This window comes from Pseudomonas mandelii, from assembly GCF_900106065.1.
Taxonomy (GTDB): domain Bacteria; phylum Pseudomonadota; class Gammaproteobacteria; order Pseudomonadales; family Pseudomonadaceae; genus Aquipseudomonas; species Aquipseudomonas mandelii.
Genome location: NZ_LT629796.1, coordinates 4472091 through 4493292, shown reverse-complemented (window position 1 = coordinate 4493292; position 21202 = coordinate 4472091). Strand labels below are relative to the sequence as shown.

The 21202-nt window shown below is 58.9% G+C and carries 17 protein-coding genes and 1 pseudogene; 9 read left to right on the top strand and 9 right to left on the bottom strand.

Annotated elements, in window-relative coordinates; translation table 11 throughout:
* Positions 1 to 12: 12 nt before the first annotated feature.
* The 6 genes from tnpB to BLU63_RS20810 all read right to left on the bottom strand — a co-directional run bounded on the left by tnpB (position 13) and on the right by BLU63_RS20810 (position 3775).
* Positions 13 to 348, bottom strand: coding sequence for an IS66 family insertion sequence element accessory protein TnpB (tnpB, locus tag BLU63_RS33355; protein WP_009684097.1), 336 nt, complete (start codon positions 346 to 348; stop codon positions 13 to 15).
* The gene (tnpA, locus tag BLU63_RS33860) at positions 345 to 677 is read right to left on the bottom strand and encodes an IS66-like element accessory protein TnpA (protein ID WP_083376067.1); all 333 of its coding nucleotides are present in this window, start codon (positions 675 to 677) and stop codon (positions 345 to 347) included. Before tnpA ends, tnpB begins: the two co-directional genes overlap by 4 nt.
* 37 nt (positions 678 to 714) lie before the next feature.
* On the bottom strand, positions 715 to 981 hold the full coding sequence (locus BLU63_RS20825) for a BPSL0761 family protein (RefSeq protein WP_231990900.1): 267 nt from the start codon (positions 979 to 981) through the stop codon (positions 715 to 717).
* A 205-nt stretch (positions 982 to 1186) separates the two neighbouring features.
* Positions 1187 to 1969: an SIR2 family NAD-dependent protein deacylase gene (locus BLU63_RS20820; RefSeq protein ID WP_083376066.1), complete on the bottom strand. Its 783-nt coding sequence runs from the start codon at positions 1967 to 1969 to the stop codon at positions 1187 to 1189.
* 270 nt (positions 1970 to 2239) lie between these two features.
* Positions 2240 to 2656, bottom strand: a complete 417-nt coding sequence (locus tag BLU63_RS20815; protein WP_083376065.1) for a hypothetical protein — start codon at positions 2654 to 2656, stop codon at positions 2240 to 2242.
* 438 nt (positions 2657 to 3094) lie between these two features.
* Positions 3095 to 3775 (bottom strand): hypothetical protein, encoded by a 681-nt coding sequence (locus tag BLU63_RS20810; protein WP_083376064.1) that lies wholly within the window; start codon positions 3773 to 3775, stop codon positions 3095 to 3097.
* Positions 3776 to 3937: 162 nt separating this feature from the next.
* On the opposite strand from BLU63_RS20810, the gene BLU63_RS33855 reads away from it, so the two are divergent.
* From BLU63_RS33855 to dacB, 3 genes are all read left to right on the top strand, one after another.
* Positions 3938 to 4219 carry a helix-turn-helix domain-containing protein gene (locus BLU63_RS33855; protein ID WP_020302641.1) on the top strand — a complete coding sequence of 94 codons (282 nt, stop codon included), beginning with the start codon at positions 3938 to 3940 and terminating at the stop codon, positions 4217 to 4219.
* A gap of 357 nt (positions 4220 to 4576) precedes the next feature.
* A complete protein-coding gene (locus BLU63_RS20800; protein WP_007971486.1) occupies positions 4577 to 4921 on the top strand; it encodes a YggL family protein in 345 nt (114 codons plus the stop codon).
* A gap of 805 nt (positions 4922 to 5726) precedes the next feature.
* Complete coding sequence (gene dacB / locus BLU63_RS20795) at positions 5727 to 7187, top strand: D-alanyl-D-alanine carboxypeptidase/D-alanyl-D-alanine endopeptidase (protein WP_083376063.1); 1461 nt, start codon at positions 5727 to 5729, stop codon at positions 7185 to 7187.
* A 134-nt stretch (positions 7188 to 7321) separates the two neighbouring features.
* On the opposite strand, the gene BLU63_RS20790 is transcribed toward dacB, so the two are convergent.
* Positions 7322 to 9724: a sensor domain-containing diguanylate cyclase gene (locus BLU63_RS20790; RefSeq protein ID WP_083376062.1), complete on the bottom strand. Its 2403-nt coding sequence runs from the start codon at positions 9722 to 9724 to the stop codon at positions 7322 to 7324.
* A 141-nt stretch (positions 9725 to 9865) separates the two neighbouring features.
* Positions 9866 to 12142, bottom strand: a complete 2277-nt coding sequence (rlmKL, locus tag BLU63_RS20785) for a bifunctional 23S rRNA (guanine(2069)-N(7))-methyltransferase RlmK/23S rRNA (guanine(2445)-N(2))-methyltransferase RlmL (protein WP_010456487.1) — start codon at positions 12140 to 12142, stop codon at positions 9866 to 9868.
* Between the two features lie 531 nt (positions 12143 to 12673).
* Here rlmKL and rmf point away from each other — a divergent pair.
* A complete protein-coding gene (gene rmf / locus BLU63_RS20780) occupies positions 12674 to 12889 on the top strand; it encodes a ribosome modulation factor (RefSeq protein ID WP_003223300.1) in 216 nt (71 codons plus the stop codon).
* Positions 12890 to 13203: 314 nt separating this feature from the next.
* On the opposite strand, the gene BLU63_RS20775 is transcribed toward rmf, so the two are convergent.
* The gene (locus BLU63_RS20775; protein ID WP_083377282.1) at positions 13204 to 14223 is read right to left on the bottom strand and encodes a quinone-dependent dihydroorotate dehydrogenase; all 1020 of its coding nucleotides are present in this window, start codon (positions 14221 to 14223) and stop codon (positions 13204 to 13206) included.
* Positions 14224 to 14454: 231 nt separating this feature from the next.
* Here BLU63_RS20775 and BLU63_RS20770 point away from each other — a divergent pair, with 231 nt between their 5' ends.
* From BLU63_RS20770 to BLU63_RS32810, 5 genes and pseudogenes are all read left to right on the top strand, one after another.
* Entirely contained in the window at positions 14455 to 15666 is a 1212-nt protein-coding gene (locus BLU63_RS20770; protein WP_010456499.1) for a CmpA/NrtA family ABC transporter substrate-binding protein, read from the top strand.
* A gap of 15 nt (positions 15667 to 15681) precedes the next feature.
* Positions 15682 to 16257 (top strand): ANTAR domain-containing response regulator, encoded by a 576-nt coding sequence (locus BLU63_RS20765; protein ID WP_008146285.1) that lies wholly within the window; start codon positions 15682 to 15684, stop codon positions 16255 to 16257.
* Between the two features lie 370 nt (positions 16258 to 16627).
* Positions 16628 to 17839 carry a nitrate/nitrite transporter gene (locus BLU63_RS20755; RefSeq protein WP_077748200.1) on the top strand — a complete coding sequence of 404 codons (1212 nt, stop codon included), beginning with the start codon at positions 16628 to 16630 and terminating at the stop codon, positions 17837 to 17839.
* A gap of 7 nt (positions 17840 to 17846) precedes the next feature.
* Positions 17847 to 19517 carry a bifunctional protein-serine/threonine kinase/phosphatase gene (locus BLU63_RS20750; protein ID WP_083376061.1) on the top strand — a complete coding sequence of 557 codons (1671 nt, stop codon included), beginning with the start codon at positions 17847 to 17849 and terminating at the stop codon, positions 19515 to 19517.
* A gap of 428 nt (positions 19518 to 19945) precedes the next feature.
* Positions 19946 to 21202 (top strand): annotated as a pseudogene (locus BLU63_RS32810) (NAD(P)/FAD-dependent oxidoreductase); the annotation flags it as partial.

Here is a 21202-nt window from a genome sequence, read left to right as displayed (position 1 = left end):
TAATGGCAGGGGCTAAAGCACTGTGATCGCGCTGCCTGCGCCGACCCGCTGCCACGGCAAACCCAGTACCAAGGCTTGAAGTTGCTCGTTATCGAGTTCGACTTCCGATCCGTGACGGATGCCGGGCCAATGAAACTTGCCTTGGTTCAATCGTCGCGCTGCCAGCCAAATGCCCACACCGTCATGCACCAAGACTTTCATTCGGTTGGCACGGCGATTAGCGAAGAGGTATGCGCAGTGCGGCTTCGCCACACCGAACACCGCGATCACCCTGGCCAGCGCGGTCTCGGTACCGGCGCGCATGTCCATAGGCTCGGTGGCAAGCCAGATGGCATCGATCCGAATCATACCAATAGGTCTCGCAGAAAGGTGGCACAGGCGACAGCGCTTTCGGTCGGCCAGTTCACTTTGACGGTGCCACGCGGGTGCTGGATTTCAATGCAGATACTCGATGAAGCTGCCTGCGAATGTCCTCCGGCTAGCGGCAAGGGCACTGGAATGAAAGCAGGTTGCAGCGCCATGGTTTTGTTCGTGAGTACCCTAATCCATTTATGGACGAGGTTCGCGTTAAGGCTGTGCTTCTGCGCGACGCTGGCAATCGATGCGCCGGGCTGGGCGCACTCTTGGACAACTTGGGCCTTGAAGGATTTTGAATAGGAACGGCGTTGTGACTGCATGGAAAGACCCGCTTAAAAGGCTAGAAATGGTGTCCACTTAAATTAGGTGGACACCATCGCCTTTGGCGTCGGGGTCAGGAAGGTGAGTTGGCCGGACGGTTACGCCAAATGTACCTACCCCTATTTTTTTCGCTTGCTCTTCAATTCGACCAGCCTGCAGCACATCGTGCTTAGTGGGAAAGTGGCGTAAAAGGAAATGAGCGTTTTGTCTAATGCGCTCGGGCACTTCTGTGTCGCGAGCAAGTTCCGTCAGGAAAGCATGAGTTTGTGCGACGGACCTGCTCCGTTCAAATGGCATCGTCATTTAAGGCTCCACGCGTTGAGGTCGTCAGTCCAACACAAGACGACCAGGTTCAGTCACCTATAATCGCTCTATAATCGCTCTATAATCGCTCTATAATCGCTCTATAATTCCCTATAAACCTGCGTCGTAAGCGGCCACCAAAACATCCTTCTGACGCCTGAAGGGGCTAATGGACAGACCAGGAACACGTGTTCGAAACGCGGCTTCAAAGCTCAAGCTTCCTGGCCCCCCCCGTCTCTATCCTTTCGAGCAGCATCGACAGTACTTCAGCGGCAGCCCCCATCAGCATGAACTCCCTCGGTTCACCCATTGCAACGTCGACCTTGTTCACATGAATGACCGAAGCTCCCGACGCCAACGCAAGATCGGGAAGGCCTGCGGCAGGCATGACGATTCCGGAGGTGCCGACTGAGACCAGCAGATCGCAATCCTTCACCAACTGCACTGCAGTTTTCCAAGCCTGAGCTGGTAAATCCTCTCCGTACCAGACCACTGCAGGACGCAGTTTCCCGTTACACCGCTGACATCTAGGAGGGTCGATCAGAGCGCCTTCATCCGGCACTACTGATTGACTGGGTGACACAACCGCTGGCCGATGGCAGGCGAAGCACTTGGGCATTGCCAAACTGCCATGCAAATGCACCACATTTAGCGAGCCTGCTCGCTCATGGAGATCATCAATATTTTGAGTGATAACAGACACTTGGCGTTCTGAATTAATCATGCGCGGTATCACAAGATGTGCAGCATTGGGCTTTGCTTGAGCAACACGGAGACGCCGCCACAGATACCATCCCCATACCAACGCTGGGTTTTCCCGAAAGGCCTTGGCCGTATCTAAGTCCCTCGGATCGTATCCTGCCCAGATTCCAGAAAGTTTTTCGCGGTACGTGGGAATGCCGCTATCCGCGGAGATGCCAGCGCCGGTGAAAAAGACCACCTTCCTGGCCTTCTGCAGTGCGTCTACAGCTTGCTCTATGGCAGTCATGGCGCCAACCTTCCCGCTTTACACTTCAAGGAGCTGCGGCTGATCATAATTGATGCGTATCGTACGCAGCGCCCTGGTGGTGATCGACCGAGATGGAGAATTCATCAAGATGACCCTCGCGGTAATGATGATGCCGGAGTGAGGATCGGAAGCGACCTGTGCCTCTCCACAAAACGCCACAATGGGTGCGTGACTTACTCATTCAAAACAGCCTGAAACGAGAGTTCATCGTCTATCGATCTGTATATGTCACTGTCAATACTGCGAATTCTATGGTTTTCGACGGCGATTGCCACTAGACGGGCGATCTGTACCTACTCCCGCCAGCGGGCCGGGTGGCTCCAGGCTTCCATCACGATGGCGCAGGTTATTGACCAGCCTCTCATCCAGAGCGCCGAACCCCAAAGTGACTTTCTCTGCCTCTGGCTCAACGTCATCCGTGTTCGACGCTGAGTAGCCAGGGCTGAGCAAATAATGCGAAAGCAGTTTGTGATGGGGATACCGATTCTCAAAAAGCTTTAACAACCCCTTGAAAACTTCTTCCCCTGCCGGAGTTCCGGCAACCCGTCGAATTACGAATTCGGCGATGGCCAAACGCACTTCGATCTCACTCGCATTGAGTGGAAGCTCCTCTGAGGTTTCTTCAAACCACTGGTAGGTCCCGAACTTTAAAGGCTGATCAGTCATCTTGCGGTACCCGTCAGGAATGGAGCTCAGTGATTCACCGGACCGCTCACAAATTCCGGCCAACACCTTTACAGTTGACGTGGCGCCCTTTCAGGCAGTAATAAGCTCCAAAATACTGCAGCCTCATGCAAATGACATCAGCGGAATTCTTGTGCGCGCGCAAGTTGTTGCTGACCTCAATGCATCTTTCCGACGCCCTTGGATTGGGCCCCAGCAGTCACATGACGTGCTCCCGTTGTGCCCGAGGACTCAGCGCTGTATCTAATTCATGGTGCGCTCGTCCTTGGCCTCAGCTCCGCTCTTACCCAAAAAGGGCTGCAAAGACGTCTTCGGGAAAAGTGCTCACTGTAAGGGGAGTCGTGCTACCCCAGAGCGTGCGTTCATGTTTGAAGCGTTCTAGTGCGCATCAAAACGTGCAGTCGTGCTTAGCTCATGGGTCTAAAGGGGCTCGTTTTCGTCACCATAATAGCCCTCGCCTTTCGCACGCTCATTCTTCCAATACTGGATAAGCTGATCGATGCTTTCACTATTATGGGTTTCGAGTTCCCAAAAATCGGATTGCCGCCAATCATCGAAAGTCTGCTCCTGTAGTGCGGTCGCAACCTCCTGACAAGGCATCTGAGGGTCAATAAACTCCTCATAACCCCGGCCGCTAGCAAGCCATTCGTTAGGGCTGTACCCCTTGGGCAGATTGCAAAAGCGCCACCATCCGCGGTATGTCTCGGCAGTTCGACGAATGCAATCAGCGCGAAAATCCTTCTCATTCTTTTCCAACCAAATGCCCTTTTCGATCATGGAGTCGCGGTTGGCATCGCGGTCCACGAAAAAAATTTCGTGCATTTGAGGATCATGTTTAGCCCATTCATAGAACTCGCAGTCGATTCCTGACTGTCCCCACCGCAAAACCGTGCGAACCACTGCTGCCTTTGTAGAGCTAAACACCCATTCATACTCGCGTAAAAAGGTCGGATTGCTGAAGCTTTTCCCCTCACAGGCGTAGAGAAATCTGTGCCGATGGTTACTCCAAAATGCATCCAGCTCATCCAGCGTTCGCAAGCGGACAAAAAAAGTACTGTCTTCAAGCAACGTGCGCTCCGGCAAATCGATGCAGACGGGCATGCATGATGATTTCGTTTCCATAGACGTATAAATCTCGCAGTCTCTGTAGAAAATAACGCCCAGCCCGGTCAAAAAACACCATAAGACGCCAAATTATACTGTGAAGAGTATAGAACAAAATTGCTTTGACCGGCCTTATCGTTCCTTTTGCGAGAAGTACTTATGCGATTGGAACTCAAGCGGGCTATTGGTACCTCCATCAAGTCATTTCGACTTAAGAGAGACATTCCCCAGGAAAGCTTAGGTCCAAGCCAGCCCTACATAAGCAACCTCGAAGCAGGAAGAGGTAGTGCTTCAATTGACAAAATCGAGCAGATGGCAGATGTGCTCGGGGTTCATCCAATGAGCATAATCTTCGCCGGCTATCTCACTTCAAACGAGCATGCCAACAAGGATCATTTGTTTGAAAGGATTCGAATGGAGCTAGCTGAAATAGGGTTCTAACTGATTTCAGCTATGCGGTACCGCTGAAAATGATAGGAGGGGCCGCCCACCGTACAAAACGCAGAATTGAGTATTCTCCCCGCATCCCCTGCGGGAGCTAATTCGATTGCACCCACTGAATCATCTGGACTGAGCTGAGTTGCGCTTTCATAGCTCACTTCGAAAACCGTTGCCAACGCGGTCTTTGCGCAGGTGACCATGAGCATCTGCGGCGACGGCAACTGGCCATCCTCTAAAATTGGGAAGCTTAAATTCGATGGAGCAACTGCTTCGCTTGGCCAGCGCCTCACTCAATCAGGCAGAGGTGCCGCTTAGCTGGTAAGATGCGCGGCGTTATTACTTAAGAGGATTGTTTCAATGGCCACTAACCGTTCCCAGCGTCTGCGCAAAAAGCTCTGTGTAGACGAGTTCCAGGAATTGGGCTTCGAGCTGAACCTGGACTTCAAGGAAGATTTGGCTGACGAGGCAATCGATGCATTCCTCGACGCGTTCCTGAAAGAAGCCATGGAAGCTAACGGTCTGGGCTATGTTGGCGGCGACGACTACGGTCTGGTTTGCCTACAGAAGCGTGGTTCGGTCAGCGCCGAACAACGCGCTGCCGTTGAAGCCTGGCTCAAAGGCCGCACCGAGCTGACCAGCGTTGAAGTCAGCCCGCTGCTGGACGTGTGGTACCCGGAAAAGCCGATCAATCCGGTAGCTTGATGTTCAAAGGGTCATCCATCGTGATGGCCCTTTTTGTTTCTGAAGATAAGAACTCTAATCGTCAATTTAAGTCCCCCCGAACTCTCTCCCCTATTCGCCCCCCCTTACTGTCCGTGATCAAGCACGAGGACGATCCTATTCTTCTCACAGCATGCCTGGCATTTACCGCTTCTCCATTACCGCCCCACATCTGAAACCCTGCATTTAGTATCCGGGGGTCGCCCCCTATCGGCTTGATGACTCCATTCACTATCAAATTCGGAGAAATCGCGGCAAATCTCAATTAGCTTTCGAGCATCTTCCATCTCCTCAAATTGAGGTAAACGGATGGCGGGAGGGCTGCAGGTTGGAATGTTGCGGTGGTGATAGGACTACCGTGGCACACCCCCGAAGGAGTGATCGGCTGAAAGCGGCTTGATGCTTGAAGGGAGAGCGGAAGAGCGGGGGATTCAGAGAAAAAAGTGACAAAGCGTTTTTGACAACATTCGAACTATTTTTTGCTAATCAGCAAAACTTGAAATTCATCGACGCACAGTTTTTTGCGCAGACGCTGGGAACGGTTAGTCGCCATTGGAACAATCCTCATAAGTAATAACGGGCGGCACTTTAGCAGTTTAAGCCGCTAATTGCCCGACTCTCTGGGGCGCGTCGCTGACCGTCGGTAAAAAAATTGCGGATTAGAAGGCCACGGCAAGGCACAAGCCGTTGCACCTTGGGGCATAATGCCGACACTTTCATGACCACTGAGGGAATTTATCTTCATGCCCTCGCCTTTTTTCCCCTCGAATGCAGGGTTCAATTTCACATGATCAAATCTTTGCGTCCCTTGTTACTGGCCGGCGTCCTTCTTCCTCTGGCCTTCTCCGTTTCCGCCGCCACCATCAACACCGGTCTGTCACCCAACGTAGAAAAGGCCCTGAAGGCCAGCAAGCTTCCGGACAACGCCCTGTCGTTGGTGATGATCCCGCTGAACGGCCCGGGTACACCGACCATTTACAACGCTGACGTTTCGGTCAACCCGGCTTCGACCATGAAGCTGGTAACCACCTATGCGGCGCTGGAAATGCTCGGCCCGAACCATCAGTGGAAAACCGAGTTCTACACCGACGGCACCCTCAGCGGTGGCATCCTCAACGGCAACCTCTACCTCAAGGGTGGCGGCGATCCGAAACTGAACATGGAAAAGCTCTGGCTGCTGATGCGTGATTTGCGCGCCAACGGCGTGACGCAAATCACCGGCGACCTGGTGTTGGATCGTGGCTTCTTCGTGCAACCGCAACTGCCTGAGTTCAACGACGATGGCAATGACGACAACAAGCCGTTCCTGGTCAAGCCTGATTCGCTGATGGTCAACCTCAAGGCCTTGCGCTTCGTGGCACGCAACGACAATGGCCGGGTCCTGGTGTCGGTGGAACCGCCGATTGCCAGCATCAAAGTTGAAAACCAGGTCAAAGCAGTCAATTCCAAGCAATGTACCGGTGGCGTGCGTTACAACCCGGTGACCCAGGCCGATGGCAGCGTGACTGTGACGGTCGGCGGTCAGTTGGGCGAAGGCTGCAGCTCGCAGACTTATCTGTCGCTGCTTGACCACGCCACCTATACCGCGGGTGCCGTGCGGGCGATCTGGAAAGAACTGGGTGGCAGCATCCAGGGCAGGGACCGTCTGGCGCCAACGCCGAGCAACGCCAAGGTGCTGGCCCGGGCCTACTCGCCGGATCTGGCGGAAATCATTCGCGACATCAACAAATACAGCAACAACACCATGGCTCAGCAGTTGTTCCTGAGCCTGGGCCAGAAATTCCGCACCGACGCCGACGGTGACGACGCCAGGGCTGCCCAGCGTGTGGTGCGTCAGTGGCTGGCGAAGAAAGGCATCACCGCGCCGCACCTGGTGATGGAGAACGGCTCCGGCCTGTCTCGCGCCGAACGCGTGAGCGCTCGTGAAATGGCGGCGATGCTGCAAGCTGCGTGGCGCAGTCCCTACTCCGCCGAGTTCATCAGCTCGATGCCGATTGCAGGCACCGACGGCACCATGCGTAAACGCCTGAAAACCACGGCAATGCGCGGCGAAGCTCACGTCAAGACCGGCACCCTGAACACCGTGCGCGCGATCTCCGGTTACAGCCGTGACGTCAACGGCAACACCTGGGCGGTGGTGGCGATCCTCAACGACAAGGCCCCGTTTGGCGCATCGTCGGTGCTGGATCAGGTGCTGCTGGACCTGTATCGCCAGCCGAAAGTGCCGGAAACGGCTTCGGTGCTCTGACCCGATCTACGCGACACCACAGATCCAATGCAGGAACGAGCCTGCTCGCGATGACGGCGGCACATCCAGCAATGATGTGACTGACAGACCGCCATCGCGAGCAGGCTCACGCCCACAGGGGTCAGCATGAAGGCTTAGTTCATCTCTGCTTCAACGCGATCCCGTCCCGCCTGCTTCGCCGCATAAACCCCAGAATCCGCCCGCAGCAACAGCGCATCCGCGCCCTCCCCGACTCGCCAACTGGCGATCCCGAAACTCGCGGTCACGACCCCGACGCCTTCGATCGGTGAACTGCGCAAGGCTTGCCACAGTTGCAAGGCCAGCACGTGGGCCTGTTCGCCGCCGATGTCCGGGCACAGCACCATGAATTCCTCGCCACCCAGGCGGCAGAACACGTCGGTACGTCGCAGACGATGGCCGATGCGCTCGCACACGGCCTGCAACACCCGATCACCCACGGCGTGGCCATGCTGGTCATTGATGCGCTTGAAGTGGTCGATGTCGAGCATGATCACCGACAACTCGCCACCCCCGCGCTCGACCCGGGCCATTTCGGTGGTCAGGCGCTCTTGAAAGTAACGGCGGTTGTGAATTCCGGTCAGGGAGTCGGTGATCGACAGCGCCCGCAGTTCTTCTTCCACCCGCTTCAGGTCGGAAATGTCCGAGATGTAGCCATGCCAGAGCACGCCGCCGCCCGGCAGTTCCTCCGGGGTCGCCTCGCCGCGAACCCAGCGCAGACCGCGCTGAGGCAGTTGTACCCGGTACTCCTCGCGCCACGGGCTGAGCGTATTCGCCGATGCGCGTATCGAGTCGCGAACGCGGGTTGTGTCCTGGGGATGAATCCGCGTGAAAATCGCTTCGGCGTTGAGCAGCAAAACGTCCGGCTCGAGTTCATAGATCTCGCGAATCCCGTCGCTGGCGTAGATCACACTGAATCGGCCGTCGAATTCCATCTTGAATTGATAAATGCCACCGGGCACATGGGCGCTGAGCTTTTTCAGCAACAGGTCTCGAGCGGCCAGGGCCTCGTGGACACGCTTGCGTTCGGTGATGTCGATGCAGATCGCCAGATGCCCGACCCACAGGCCTTGCTCGTCGAGCACCGGAGTCGCGAGCATGTTCACGGTCAAATGGCTGCCGTCCTGACGGACCAGCGTCCACTCCCGAGCTTCATGACCGCCCTCTTCTCCACCTTCGACCAACATCGCCTGGCAGGTCGGAATCGGCTTGCCATAGCGCGCACTCAATTCCGCCGAGCGTGCAACCAGCTCTCGGGGAAAGTGCAGGTTTTCCAGGGTCATGCGCCCCACCACTTCAGCGCTGGAGTAACCCAGCATTTGCTCGGCCCCGGCGTTGAAGGTGTTGATGACACCTCGCAGGTCAGTGGCGATGATCGCCACTTGCGTCGCAGCATCCAGCACGCCGCGCAACTGGCCGTGAGTGCCGCGCAATTCCTGCTCGCGGGCGTGCAGCTCCTGGGTGCGCTGCTCGACCATTTTCAGTGCGCGCTGGCGTTGGCTGACCAGCACGTAGAGCAACGCACTGAGCAGCACACTGAGCAAGCCACCGAGCACCACCAGGCTGGTCACCGAGGAATGGTTGGCTTTCAGAAAGGCTTCGCTGGGCAGGATATCGACTTGATAATCGTGGTCGGCCATACGCAACAGGCGTGTCGCGGACAATTCACTGGGCGCAGGCGGGTTAGAGGACTCGTAAAGCACTTCATGCTGATCGTCGGTGGACAGATCGAGGATGCGTACCGAGAGATAGTCATAACTGGCCTCCGGCAACCCGTCCGCCAGCAACTGGCGCATGCTGATCACGGCCATGACATATCCGTAGGGTTTCATGTCCGCCGTCGCCGCATCACGCTGACGCTTCACCGGCGCCACCAGCAGCACGCCACGCGCATACGCCGGCTCGATGCCGACCAGATGCATCGGCTGCGAGACGGCCATGCTGCCCAGTTTGTCCGCCCGATCAAGGGTGGCGCGGCGTAACGGCTGGGCAAACAAGTCGTACCCCAGCGGCGAGCCGAGTCGGCTTCGGGTCTGGCTGTAGCGCACCGCCACGTATTCATCCCGCTCGGCGGCCAATTGCAGCTGGCCCTCGGCATTGAGCTCACGCAGAGTGAAGTCGCTCAAACCGTCTTCTTCACGCACCTTGCGCTCGAACGCCGCCCGCTCGGCACGGGTGACCCGCGCCGCGAATGAATACGCCTGCGTGCGGTGCAGCAGCGGTTGGGTGTAACCGTCGAACTCCGCGCGGGAGACTGACTCGGAATTGGCGAAGAACCGGCGCAGGCCGTCGAGGCGCTGCTCCTGATCTTCGAAACGTTCTTCGATGCGGCTGTAGCGTTCGCTGGCGAGCAGCTGGAAACGTTGCCGTAATTGATGGTGATACAGATTCAGCGTCGACCAGGCCAGCAATCCAGTGAGAACCCCACCGACGAGCAATACCAGCAGCGCGACCAACCAGGCCGAGACATCTTCACTGATAAAACCCAGGATCTTGGGGCGCACGGCGTGCAACGACATAAACGCAACTCAAAACGCCAGGTGCGGGAAAGCCCATTGGCCATGCGTTGAGTTATAGCTATTAGCCATCAATTTGACCAGCACAGAAAGAAGCCAAGAGCCTTTAAAATCAAGGCTCTGTGGATCCAATCCCTATAAGTGTCAACGAGCCGTGATTTTCCAGGCACGGTGGATCTTGCCATTACGGGCGAAATCCGGATCGATGGTCTGGGCGGTGATTTCTTCAACGGCATAACGCGCGCTGAGGTTTTCCTCGAGCGTGAACTTGCGGAAGTTGTTGGAGAAGTACAACACGCCACCGGGCGCCAGGCGCGCCATGGCCAGGTCGATCAACTGCACCTGGTCGCGCTGCACGTCGAAGATCCCTTCCATGCGCTTGGAGTTGGAGAACGTTGGCGGGTCGATGAAGATCAGGTCGTACTCGTCTCGGCAGGCATCGAGCCACGCCATCACGTCACCCTGCTCCAGACGGTTCTTGTCGGAGAAACCGTTCAGTGACAGGTTGCGACGCGCCCAGTCCAGGTAGGTTTTCGACAGGTCGACGCTGGTAGTGCTGCGCGCGCCGCCCTTGGCCGCGTGAACGCTGGCGGTCGCGGTGTAGCAATACAGGTTGAGGAAGCGCTTGCCGGCCGCCTCTTTCTGGATGCGCATACGCATTGGGCGGTGGTCGAGGAACAGTCCGGTGTCGAGGTAGTCGGTGAGGTTGACCAGCAGCTTCACGCCGCCTTCGTTAACCTCGACAAACTTGCCCTGGGCCGCTTGGCGTTCGTATTGCTTGGTGCCGCTCTGACGCTCGCGGCGCTTGACCACCACGCGGCTCTTGTCGATGTTCAAGGCCTGCGGAATCGCCGCCAGGGCATCGAACATGCGCGCCGAGGCTTTTTCCGGGTCGATGGACTTCGGTGCGGCGTATTCCTGGACGTGGACCCAATCGTGATACAGGTCGATGGCCATGGAATATTCCGGCATATCGGCATCGTAGACGCGGTAGCAATCAATGCCCTCGCGCTTGACCCACTTGCCCAACGCCTTGAGGTTCTTTTGCAGGCGGTTGGCGAACATCTGCCCGCCTTCGCTCAAGCGCGGTTGCTCGATCACTACCGGGGCCGGTTTGATCGGGTTGCCGTTCTTGTTGTACTTCTCGTATTTGCCCGGCGCTACGTCGTTGTCGGCGACTTCGACTTCGGCTTGAACTTGTTCACGCTCGACCTGACGCTGTTCCGGGGTGCGACGCTCGCCGGTGACGAACTGGTCCGGCGTGACTTTGATCAGCAGCAATTTGCACGGCAAGGCGCCGTTCCAGAACGAATACTGTTTGTGGCTGCGGATGCCCATGCGCTTGCCCAGGTCGGGCGCGCCGGTGAACACCGCCGCTTCCCAGTTCAGGCAGGCCTGACGCAGACGCTCGCCAAGGTTCTGGTAGAGGTAGAGCAGGCTCGCCTCGTCGCCCAGACGCTCGCCATATGGCGGGTTGCAGATCACCAGACCTTTCTGGTTCTGGTCCGGACGTGGCTCGAACGTGCCGACTTCGCCCTGGTAGATCTTGATCCACTCGCTAAGGCCCGCACGTTCGACGTTGTTGCGGCCCGGTTGAATCAGGCGCGGATCGGCTTCGTAACCGCGAATCCACAGCGGTGGCTTGGCCAGGCCGGCGGCGGCGCGTTCGGTGGCTTCTTCGTGGAGCTTTTTCCACAGCGCCGGCACGTGGCCGAGCCAGGCGGTGAAGCCCCACTGTTCGCGACGCAGGTTCGGCGCCATGTCGGCGGCGATCATCGCCGCTTCGACGAGGAACGTACCAACACCGCACATCGGGTCAGCCAGTGCGCCGCCTTCGGCCGCAATGCGTGGCCAGCCGGAACGGATCAGGATCGCGGCCGCGAGGTTTTCCTTCAACGGCGCCGCGCCCTGCTGCAAACGATAACCGCGCTGGTGCAGGCTGTGACCGGAGAGGTCGAGGGAGAGAATCGCTTCGCCACGGTCCAGGCGCAGGTGAATGCGCAGGTCCGGGTTGAGCTTGTCGATGGACGGACGATCGCCCTGCGGAGTGCGCAGTTTGTCGACGATGGCGTCTTTGACTTTCAGGGCGCCGAAGTGCGTATTGTCGATGCCCGAGCCGTGGCCGCTGAACTCGACGGCCAGGGTGCCGTCATTGAGCATGTGGTCTTGCCACTCGATGTCGAGTACGCCGTGGTACAGGTCTTCGGCGTCCTTCATCGGGAAACGCTTGAGCACCAGCAGCACCCGGTTCGCCAGACGCGACCACAGGCACAGGCGATAAGCGGTTTCCATGGTGGCCATGCCGCGCACGGCAGAGGTGTGCTCACGTGCTTCTTCAAGGCCAAGCCCGACGGCTTCCTCGATCAGCAGGCCTTCAAGGCCTTTGGGACAAGTGAGGAAGATTTCGAATTGATCGGACATTGGAATCTCAGAGCCTTTAGCTAAGTGAACCGGCAACGCATTGCCGGCCCGGTTTTCAATCAGGCGCTTTTCTAAAAGAGCGCCCGCGTGGCACGAAGGTGTGCCGTCCCACCTGTGCTGCTCAGGTTAGAAGAGCTTAGATGCACAGGCAGATAAAAAAGTTGATGCAACAAAATGTCATAAGTCGACCCTTCGTCGAATAATCGTCCTGCTTAACAGGAGCCATTCTCACAAAGGATTAACTCCATCATTCTGTGGGGGGCCGATCATACAGGGCTTTGACCAAGAAACACGGGACAAACATCGAGTTACTTATGGCCGTTGCATCTTTATGGTTACGTTCTTATGACAAAACGATCATTCCCTCGATGTGACGCATTGGTTAGAACTCAACACAGGTTGACGCCGCAACGACGTCAACACCTTGGCTCGCGACGCCGGCAGCGAGCCCCAACGGCAGGAGTTTTTTTCTGCCAGACCTCAATTGAGGTCGACGCGATAAATACAGTCAACAAGTGAGGGCAACACCCTATGAGAAGACTTAAGCGTGATCCGTTGGAAAGAGCATTTTTGCGCGGATATCAATATGGCGTTGGTGGCAAATCCCGTGAGCTTTGCCCATTTACTCTACCGTCGGTACGCCAAGCCTGGATTAACGGCTGGCGAGAAGGACGCGGCGACAACTGGGACGGTATGACCGGCACTGCGGGAATCCACAGACTCAACGAACTTCACGCCGTCGGCTAACACAGGGCACAACACTCCGACACGACAATCTGATTACGTAACGACTTACCACGCACGCCCCATCCGGGCGGCGGGCTCCGGCCCAGGGGCTCCTTCGAGGAGCCCTTTTTTATGCCCGCCAATTACTTGGAATCTGAACACTGCTTTTGTGGCGAGGGTGCTTGCTCCCGCTGGGCTGCGAAGCCGCCCCAGAACCAGCCACAACTCGGAGTGTCAGGTAAAACGCGGTTGCGGGGTTTACGACTGCTTCGCAGCCGAGCGGGAGCAAGCTCCCTCGCCACAGAAAACCTCAGCGCCAGGACCTGCTCAGCCCTTCAGCGCAGCGCCGCGATGGCGTCGACGGACTCGCGAATCAGCGCCGGGCCTTTGTAGATGAAGCCGGAATAGAGCTGCACCAGGCTAGCACCCGCAGTGATTTTCTCAGCCGCATGCTTGCCTTCGGTGATGCCGCCCACGGCGATGATTGGCAAGCGACCCGCCAGTTCCGCCGCCAGTACCTTCACGGTGTGGGTGCTCTTGTCGCGAACCGGTGCGCCGGACAGACCGCCCGCCTCATCACCATGCTCCATGCCTTCAACGCCCACACGGCTCAGGGTGGTGTTGGTGGCAATCACTGCGTCCATCCCGGTTTCGATCAGCGCTTGCGCGACCTGAGCGGTTTCTTCATCGGTCATGTCCGGCGCGATCTTGATCGCCAGCGGTACATGTTTACCGTGGCGCAGGGCCAGTTCCGCGCGACGGGTCGCCAGATCAGCCAGCAATTGCTTGAGCGAATCGCCGAATTGCAGGCTGCGCAGGCCCGGGGTGTTCGGCGAGCTGACGTTGACCGTCACGTAACTGGCGTGGGCGTAGACCTTGTCCAGGCAGATCAGATAATCGTCGACCGCACGCTCAACCGGTGTATCGAAGTTCTTGCCGATGTTGATGCCCAGCACGCCCTTGTACTTGGCCGCCGCCACGCGTGCCAGCAGGTGATCGACGCCGAGGTTGTTGAACCCCATGCGGTTGATGATCGCCTCGGCGTCCGGCAGACGGAAAATCCGTGGCTTGGGGTTACCCGGCTGCGGACGCGGGGTGATGGTGCCGATTTCGACAAAGCCGAACCCCAGCTGGGCAAATCCGTCGATGGCCGCACCGTTCTTGTCCAGACCCGCCGCCAAACCTACCGGGTTCGGAAACTCCAGGCCCATGACGTTCACCGGCATTTTCGCCGGCGCCTTGCACAGCAGACTGTTGAGGCCCAAACGCCCGCCCGCGCCGATCAGGTCCAGGGACAGATCGTGGGAGGTTTCCGGGGAAAGTTTGAACAACAGCTGACGGGCCAGGGTGTACATGGGCGGTTTTGACTCGAATGGCGGCGAAATGAGGCGGCGATTATAGCCGGGCATCGGTGCCGCAAGCGAGGCGCGCAACAAAATCAGCGGACGATGGCATATGCCTTGCACCCTCACTGACATCAGCACTCATGCCAACGGCGGGATGAGTCGAAAGACAAAGGCGTCGTCACTTGGCCTTGCCCTGGCAAGCAGCCCGGTACGACGCTTTTTTTTGGAAGGTGTTTAACCATGAATGAAACCACAGCGGGCCCACTGGCCTGGGTCAATGGCAGCGATGCCCCGGAAAAGACTGAGATCAACCTCGGCTTCATGGCCCTGAGTGACTGTGCCTCGGTGGTGGTCGCGGCCACGCAGGGTTTCGCGCAGCCTTACGGCCTGACCCTGAACCTCAAGCGCCAGTCGTCCTGGGCCAACCTGCGGGACAAACTGGTCAGCGGCGAACTCGACGCCGCCCACAGCCTGTACGGCTTGATCTACGCCGTGCACCTGGGCATCGGCGGCGTGGCGCCGACCGACATGGCGGTGCTCATGGGGCTGAACCAGAACGGCCAGAGCATCAACCTTTCTCATGGCTTGCAGGCCTTGGGGGTGACCAGTCCTGAAGCACTGGACCGGCACGTGCACCAAAGTCGCCCAAAATTGACCTTCGCCCAGACATTTCCGACAGGCACCCACGCCATGTGGCTGTATTACTGGCTCGCGAGTCAGGGCATTCATCCGTTGCAGGACGTCGACAGCGTGGTGGTGCCACCGCCACAGATGGTCGCGCACCTGCAAGCCGGACGCATCGACGGCTTCTGCGTCGGCGAACCCTGGTCCGCCAGCGCGGTAAAACAGAATCTGGGATTCACCATGGCAACGACCCAGACCATCTGGCCCGATCACCCGGAAAAAGTCCTCGGCTGCACTCGCGCCTTTGTCGAGCAGTACCCCAACACCGCCCGGGCGTTGGTGATGGCGATCCTCGAAGCCAGCCGCTTCATTGAAGACGGCAGCGAGAACCGCCGCAGCACCGCGAAGCTGTTGAGCGCGCCCGAATACCTTGATGCACCGCTCGATTGCATCGAACCGCGCTTGCTTGGCGACTACGCCGATGGCCTCGGCAATCGCTGGCAGGACCCGCACGCGCTGCGTTTCCATGCGGGCGGTGAGGTCAATGTGCCGTACTTGTCCGATGGCATGTGGTTCATGACCCAGTTCCGCCGCTGGGGCTTGTTGCGCGACGACCCGGATTACCTCGGCGTGGCCCGTGAGGTCCAGCAACTAGACTTGTACCGTGAGGCCGCCAGCGCAGTCGGTGTTGCCGCCGAGGGTGAGGACATGCGCAGCAGCCAATTGATCGACGGCAAAGTCTGGGATGGCTCCGACCCGACCGGCTATGCCCGCAGTTTCAAGCTGCACGCCATGAGCGAAAGCTCGCACCGAATCGCCAGCCGCTGACAGGAGATTGCGAATATGTTGCGTATCCTGCTGATCAACGACACCGCGAAGAAAGTCGGTCGCCTGAAAGCAGCCCTGACCGAAGCCGGGTTCGAGGTGATCGACGAATCCGGCCTGACCATCGACCTGCCCGCGCGCGTCGAAACGGTGCGTCCGGATGTGATTTTGATCGATACCGAGTCACCCAGCCGCGATGTGATGGAGCAAGTGGTGCTCGTGAGCCGCGACCAACCGCGACCGATTGTGATGTTTACCGATGAACATGACCCCGATGTGATGCGTCAGGCAATCAAGTCCGGGGTCAGTGCCTACATCGTCGAAGGCATTCACGCACAACGCTTGCAGCCGATTCTCGACGTGGCCATGGCGCGCTTTGAAAGCGACCAGGCCCTGCGCGCCCAGCTCAACGCCCGCGACCAGCAACTGGCCGAGCGCAAGCGCATCGAGCTGGCCAAGGGGCTGTTGATGAAGATGAAGGACTGCAACGAGGAAGAGGCTTACACCCTCATGCGCCGCCAGGCCATGAGCCGGCAGCAGAAACTGATTCAGGTGGCGGAGCAGATTATTGCCATGAGTGAATTGCTCGGCTGACCTCTTACCCTTTGTGGCGAGGGAGCTTGCTCCCGCTGGGCTGCGAAGCGGCCCCAAAAAACCCGGCAGCCTAACCGATTTTGTGAGTGCTGCGCACTCAAGCGGGAGCAAGCTCCCTCGCCACAAAAATCTCCTCAACCCACATTCCCGAGGGTTGGCACAGATCTCGCTAAGTAATCCATACAGGTAACCAACGGCGGTTGCCCCACCTACGACAAAGACGTCGCTCACCTCATTTGCCCACGGCGAATCGGGTGGCGGCGTTTTTTCGTTTTGGCCCCAGAGATCGGGGCCGGTGGTGCGGCCGAGGCGGCGCCCCACCTGCAAGCTTCTGACTCCTTCTCGAGACTCCCTACAGCTGAGGTGCGCGATGAATTCAAGCTTCTGGAAATCTGGCCATACCCCGACATTGTTCGCGGCCTTCCTCTATTTCGACCTGAGTTTCATGGTCTGGTACCTGCTCGGCCCACTGGCGGTGCAGATCGCCACCGACCTGCAACTGACCACCCAGCAACGCGGGCTGGTGGTGGCCACGCCGATTCTCGCCGGGGCCATACTGCGCTTTTTGATGGGCTTGCTGGCTGATCGCCTGTCGCCCAAGACCGCTGGCCTGATCGGCCAGGTGATCGTCATCTGCGCCCTGTTCGTTGCCTGGAAACACGGCATCCACAGTTACGAACAAGCGCTGCTATTGGGCTTGTTTCTCGGTGTGGCCGGCGCATCCTTCGCCGTCGCCCTGCCGCTGGCCTCGCAATGGTATCCGCCGCAGCATCAGGGCAAGGCCATGGGCATCGCCGGTGCCGGCAACTCGGGCACCGTGCTTGCCGCATTGATCGCCCCGGTGCTGGCGGCCGCCTTCGGCTGGAGCAACGTGTTCGGCTTCGCCCTGATCCCGCTGATCCTGACCATCATCGTGTTCGCCTGGCTGGCCAAAAACGCCCCTGAACGGCCGAAAGCCAAGTCCATGTCCGACTACTTCAAGGCCTTGGGCGACCGCGACAGTTGGTGGTTCATGTTTTTCTACAGCGTGACCTTCGGTGGCTTCATCGGCCTGGCCAGCGCCCTGCCCGGCTATTTCAACGACCAATACGGCCTGAGCCCGGTCACCGCCGGCTACTACACCGCAGCCTGCGTGTTCGGTGGCAGCCTGATGCGCCCATTAGGCGGCGCGCTGGCCGACCGATTCGGCGGGATTCGCACGTTGCTGGGGATGTACACCGTTGCAGCGATCTGCATCGCGGCGGTGGGTTTCAACCTGCCGAGCTCCTATGCAGCGCTGGCACTTTTCGTCTGCACCATGCTCGGTTTGGGTGCGGGTAACGGCGCGGTCTTCCAATTGGTCCCGCAACGTTTTCGTCGGGAAATCGGTGTAATGACCGGCTTGATCGGCATGGCCGGCGGCATCGGCGGTTTCGCACTGGCAGCGGGCATGGGCGCGATCAAGCAAAGCACTGGCAGTTATCAAATGGCCCTGTGGTTGTTCGCCAGCCTTGGCGTGCTCGCCTGGTTCGGCCTGCACGGGGTGAAACGTCGCTGGAGAACCACCTGGGGTTCGGCCGCTGTGACCGCTGCCCGGGTCTGAGACCGCAATGAGCCTGCAATTGAGTTTTGCCGAAGCGAGCGCCATCGGCCCTCGCGAGGAAAATCAGGACGCCCTGCGCCTGGTCACTCCGGCCCCGGCGCTGGCGGCAAGCAAGGGTTACCTGTTCGCCATCGCCGACGGGGTCAGCCAGTGCGCCGACGGCGGTCTCGCCGCCCGTTCGACCTTGCAGGCCCTGGCGCTGGACTATTACGCCACCCCGGAAACCTGGGGTGTCGCGCAAGCGCTGGATCGCCTGCTGCTGGCGCAAAATCGCTGGTTGCAGGCCAATGGCGGTGGGCAACCATTGCTCACGACTGTCAGTGCTTTGGTCATGCGCGGCAGGCGTTTTACCTTGGCCCATGTCGGCGATTGCCGGGTGTATCGCTGGCACGCCGACACCTTGCAGCGGGTCAGCGAAGATCACGTCTGGGACCAGCCGGGCATGCAGCATGTGCTCAAGCGAGCGCTGGGGCTCGATCAGCATCTGGTCCTGGATTTTCTTGACGGTGAACTTCGCCTCGATGAGAGCTTTGTGCTGCTCAGCGACGGCATCTGGGCGGTGCTGGGCGACACCGCCATTGCGGCGATTCTGCGCGACCAACCGGACCTGCACAGCGCGGCGCAAACCCTGGTCAGCGCAGCGCACCTGGCGGGCAGTCAGGACAATGCCAGCGCCCTGTTGGTGCGGGTCGATGCCCTCGGTGAGACGAGCATTGGCGATGCGCTGATTCATCTGCAGCAATGGCCACTGCCACCCGCACTGAAACCGGGCCAGATGTTCGAGGGCTGGCAGGTCGAAGGGATGCTCGGCCAGAGCCAGCAGTCGCTGCTTTATCGGGTTCGCGACAGCCAACAACACCCCTGGCTGCTGAAAACCTTGCCCGCCGCACTGCGCGACGATCACCTCGCCGGGCAGGCTTTGCTGTCGGAGGAATGGTTTCTCAAGCGCGTGGCCGGACGGCATTTCCCTGAAGTTCATGCCGCCAGTCAGCGTCAGCATTTGTATTACGTGATGCGCGAGTATTCCGGCTCCACTCTGGCGCAGTTGCACGAACGGGTTGCCGCGCTGCCGCTGGCGCAATGGCAGGATCTGGCCGAACGTCTGCTCAAGGCCGTCGGCATGCTGCATCGCCGGCAGATTCTTCATCGCGACATCAAACCGGAGAACCTGTTGCTGGGCGACGACGGTGAATTGCGCTTGCTGGATTTCGGCCTCGCCTACTGCCCTGGTCTGTCAGAAGATCAACCCACGACCTTGCCCGGCACGCCGAGCTATATCGCGCCGGAAGCCTTTGCCGGTGAGGCACCGACACCGCAACAGGATCTGTTCGCAGTCGGTGTCACCCTGTATTTCCTGCTGACCGGGCATTATCCCTACGGCGAAATCGAAGCCTTCCAGCGTCCACGGTTTGGCGTGCCCGTCAGCCCCAGCCGTTACCGCCCCGACCTGCCGGACTGGATCGCGCAAAGCCTGGAGCGCGCGGTCGCGGCGGATCCGGGTCAACGGTTTGAAACGGCGGAAGAATGGTTGCTGTTGCTGGAGCAGGGAGAGCGACGCAGTTTGAGTGTGCGGCCCAGACCGCTGCTGGAGCGCGAGCCGTTGAAGGTCTGGCGGACGCTGGCGCTGGTGATGTTGGTGGTGAATCTGGTGCTGCTGGTTTTGCTGTTTCAAGGCTGATTCCCCGTCGTGCCCATCGCGAGCAGGCTCGCTCCCACAGGGGATCTCCAGTGTCCGGGAGACCATTGTGGGAGCGAGCCTGCTCGCGATGGCGGACTGACAGCCCCGCCAGCCCCATCAGCAACTCGCTCCATTAATGGGCAACGCGCTTTGATTCGGTGCAATAAATCGGACGCTTTGACTCAAAACTGTTATTTCCCGCTCTAAACCCGGGTTCTGACAACTTGGCACAACCACTGCATTACCTCTCCCAACAGACATAAAGCCCAGCCTTCAACGATGAAGGGTGTGCTTCCCGAGAGAACGGGACCAGGACAAAGGCGTCCTCGCTAGGCAACTAGCGGGACGCCTTTTTTTGTTTGCGCAAAATATGTCGAGCAAGACCTGACAGCCCTGATGAGGCGGGTCCGAGCTCCCCGGAGAACCTGATGAAAAAACTAAAACTGGTGATGATCGGCAACGGCATGGCCGGGGTTCGTACCCTGGAAGAACTGCTCAAGTTGAGCAACGAGCTGTACGACATCACGGTCTTCGGCGCCGAACCCCATACCAACTACAACCGCATCCTGCTGTCACCGGTACTGGCCGGTGAACAGACCTTCGACGAGATCGTACTGAACGATCTCGACTGGTACCTGGACAACAGCATCAAGTTGCTGCTCAACCGCAAAGTAGTGGAGATCGACCGGGTCAAACGCCGCGTGATCGCCGACGACGGCACCGAGGCGGAATACGATCGCCTGCTGATCGCGACCGGCTCGACCCCGTTCATCCTGCCGATCCCCGGCAACGCTTTGCAGGGTGTGATCGGCTATCGCGACATCGCCGACACCCAGGCCATGATCAACACCGCGAAAACCCACAAGCACGCCGTGGTGATCGGTGGCGGTCTGCTCGGCCTGGAAGCTGCAAACGGTCTGATGCTGCGCGGCATGCACGTCACCGTGGTGCACATCGGCGAGTGGCTGCTGGAGCGGCAGCTGGACAAAACCAGTGGCCAACTCCTGCAAACTGCCCTGGAAGCCCGCGGCCTGCATTTTCGTCTGAGCGAACAGACTCAGGCCCTGCACGATGCCGGCAACGGCCGGGTCGGCTCGGTTGAATTCAAGAATGGCGACATCATCCCCGCCGACCTGGTGGTCATGGCCGCCGGCATCCGCCCAAGCACCGAACTGGCGGAAAAATCCGGCATCCCCTGCCATCGCGGGATTCTGGTCAATGACACCCTGCAAACCTATGACCCACGGATCTACGCCATCGGCGAATGCGCCAGCCACCGCGGAACCGCCTACGGCCTGGTCGCGCCGCTGTTCGAGCAAGCCAAGGTCTGCGCCAACCACCTCGCGCAACTGGGCTTCGCCACCTACAAAGGCTCGGTGACCTCGACCAAATTGAAAGTCACAGGCATCGACCTGTTCTCCGCCGGCGACTTCATGGGCGGCGAAGGTACCGAAACCATCACCCTCTCCGACCCGATCGGTGGGGTCTACAAAAAACTGGTGATCAAGGATGACGTGCTGGTCGGCGCCTGTCTGTACGGCGACACGGCCGATGGCGGGTGGTATTTCCGACAGATTCGTGAAAATCACGACATCGACGAGATCCGCGATCACCTGATGTTCGGCGACGCTTCGTTCATGGAGCAGGCCATCGGCGACGCAGGACACTCCGGCAGGGAAGCAAGC

Excerpts from the sequence above, each read along its gene's own strand:
- tnpB (WP_009684097.1), bottom strand. The coding sequence starts at position 348 with ATGATTCGGATCGATGCCATCTGGCTTGCCACCGAGCCTATGGACATG.
- tnpA (WP_083376067.1), bottom strand. The coding sequence starts at position 677 with ATGCAGTCACAACGCCGTTCCTATTCAAAATCCTTCAAGGCCCAAGTT.
- BLU63_RS20825 (WP_231990900.1), bottom strand. The coding sequence starts at position 981 with ATGACGATGCCATTTGAACGGAGCAGGTCCGTCGCACAAACTCATGCT.
- BLU63_RS20820 (WP_083376066.1), bottom strand. The coding sequence starts at position 1,969 with ATGACTGCCATAGAGCAAGCTGTAGACGCACTGCAGAAGGCCAGGAAG.
- BLU63_RS20815 (WP_083376065.1), bottom strand. The coding sequence starts at position 2,656 with ATGACTGATCAGCCTTTAAAGTTCGGGACCTACCAGTGGTTTGAAGAA.
- BLU63_RS20810 (WP_083376064.1), bottom strand. The coding sequence starts at position 3,775 with ATGCCCGTCTGCATCGATTTGCCGGAGCGCACGTTGCTTGAAGACAGT.
- BLU63_RS33855 (WP_020302641.1), top strand. The coding sequence starts at position 3,938 with ATGCGATTGGAACTCAAGCGGGCTATTGGTACCTCCATCAAGTCATTT.
- BLU63_RS20800 (WP_007971486.1), top strand. The coding sequence starts at position 4,577 with ATGGCCACTAACCGTTCCCAGCGTCTGCGCAAAAAGCTCTGTGTAGAC.
- dacB (WP_083376063.1), top strand. The coding sequence starts at position 5,727 with ATGATCAAATCTTTGCGTCCCTTGTTACTGGCCGGCGTCCTTCTTCCT.
- BLU63_RS20790 (WP_083376062.1), bottom strand. The coding sequence starts at position 9,724 with ATGTCGTTGCACGCCGTGCGCCCCAAGATCCTGGGTTTTATCAGTGAA.
- rlmKL (WP_010456487.1), bottom strand. The coding sequence starts at position 12,142 with ATGTCCGATCAATTCGAAATCTTCCTCACTTGTCCCAAAGGCCTTGAA.
- rmf (WP_003223300.1), top strand. The coding sequence starts at position 12,674 with ATGAGAAGACTTAAGCGTGATCCGTTGGAAAGAGCATTTTTGCGCGGA.
- BLU63_RS20775 (WP_083377282.1), bottom strand. The coding sequence starts at position 14,223 with ATGTACACCCTGGCCCGTCAGCTGTTGTTCAAACTTTCCCCGGAAACC.
- BLU63_RS20770 (WP_010456499.1), top strand. The coding sequence starts at position 14,455 with ATGAATGAAACCACAGCGGGCCCACTGGCCTGGGTCAATGGCAGCGAT.
- BLU63_RS20765 (WP_008146285.1), top strand. The coding sequence starts at position 15,682 with ATGTTGCGTATCCTGCTGATCAACGACACCGCGAAGAAAGTCGGTCGC.
- BLU63_RS20755 (WP_077748200.1), top strand. The coding sequence starts at position 16,628 with ATGAATTCAAGCTTCTGGAAATCTGGCCATACCCCGACATTGTTCGCG.
- BLU63_RS20750 (WP_083376061.1), top strand. The coding sequence starts at position 17,847 with ATGAGCCTGCAATTGAGTTTTGCCGAAGCGAGCGCCATCGGCCCTCGC.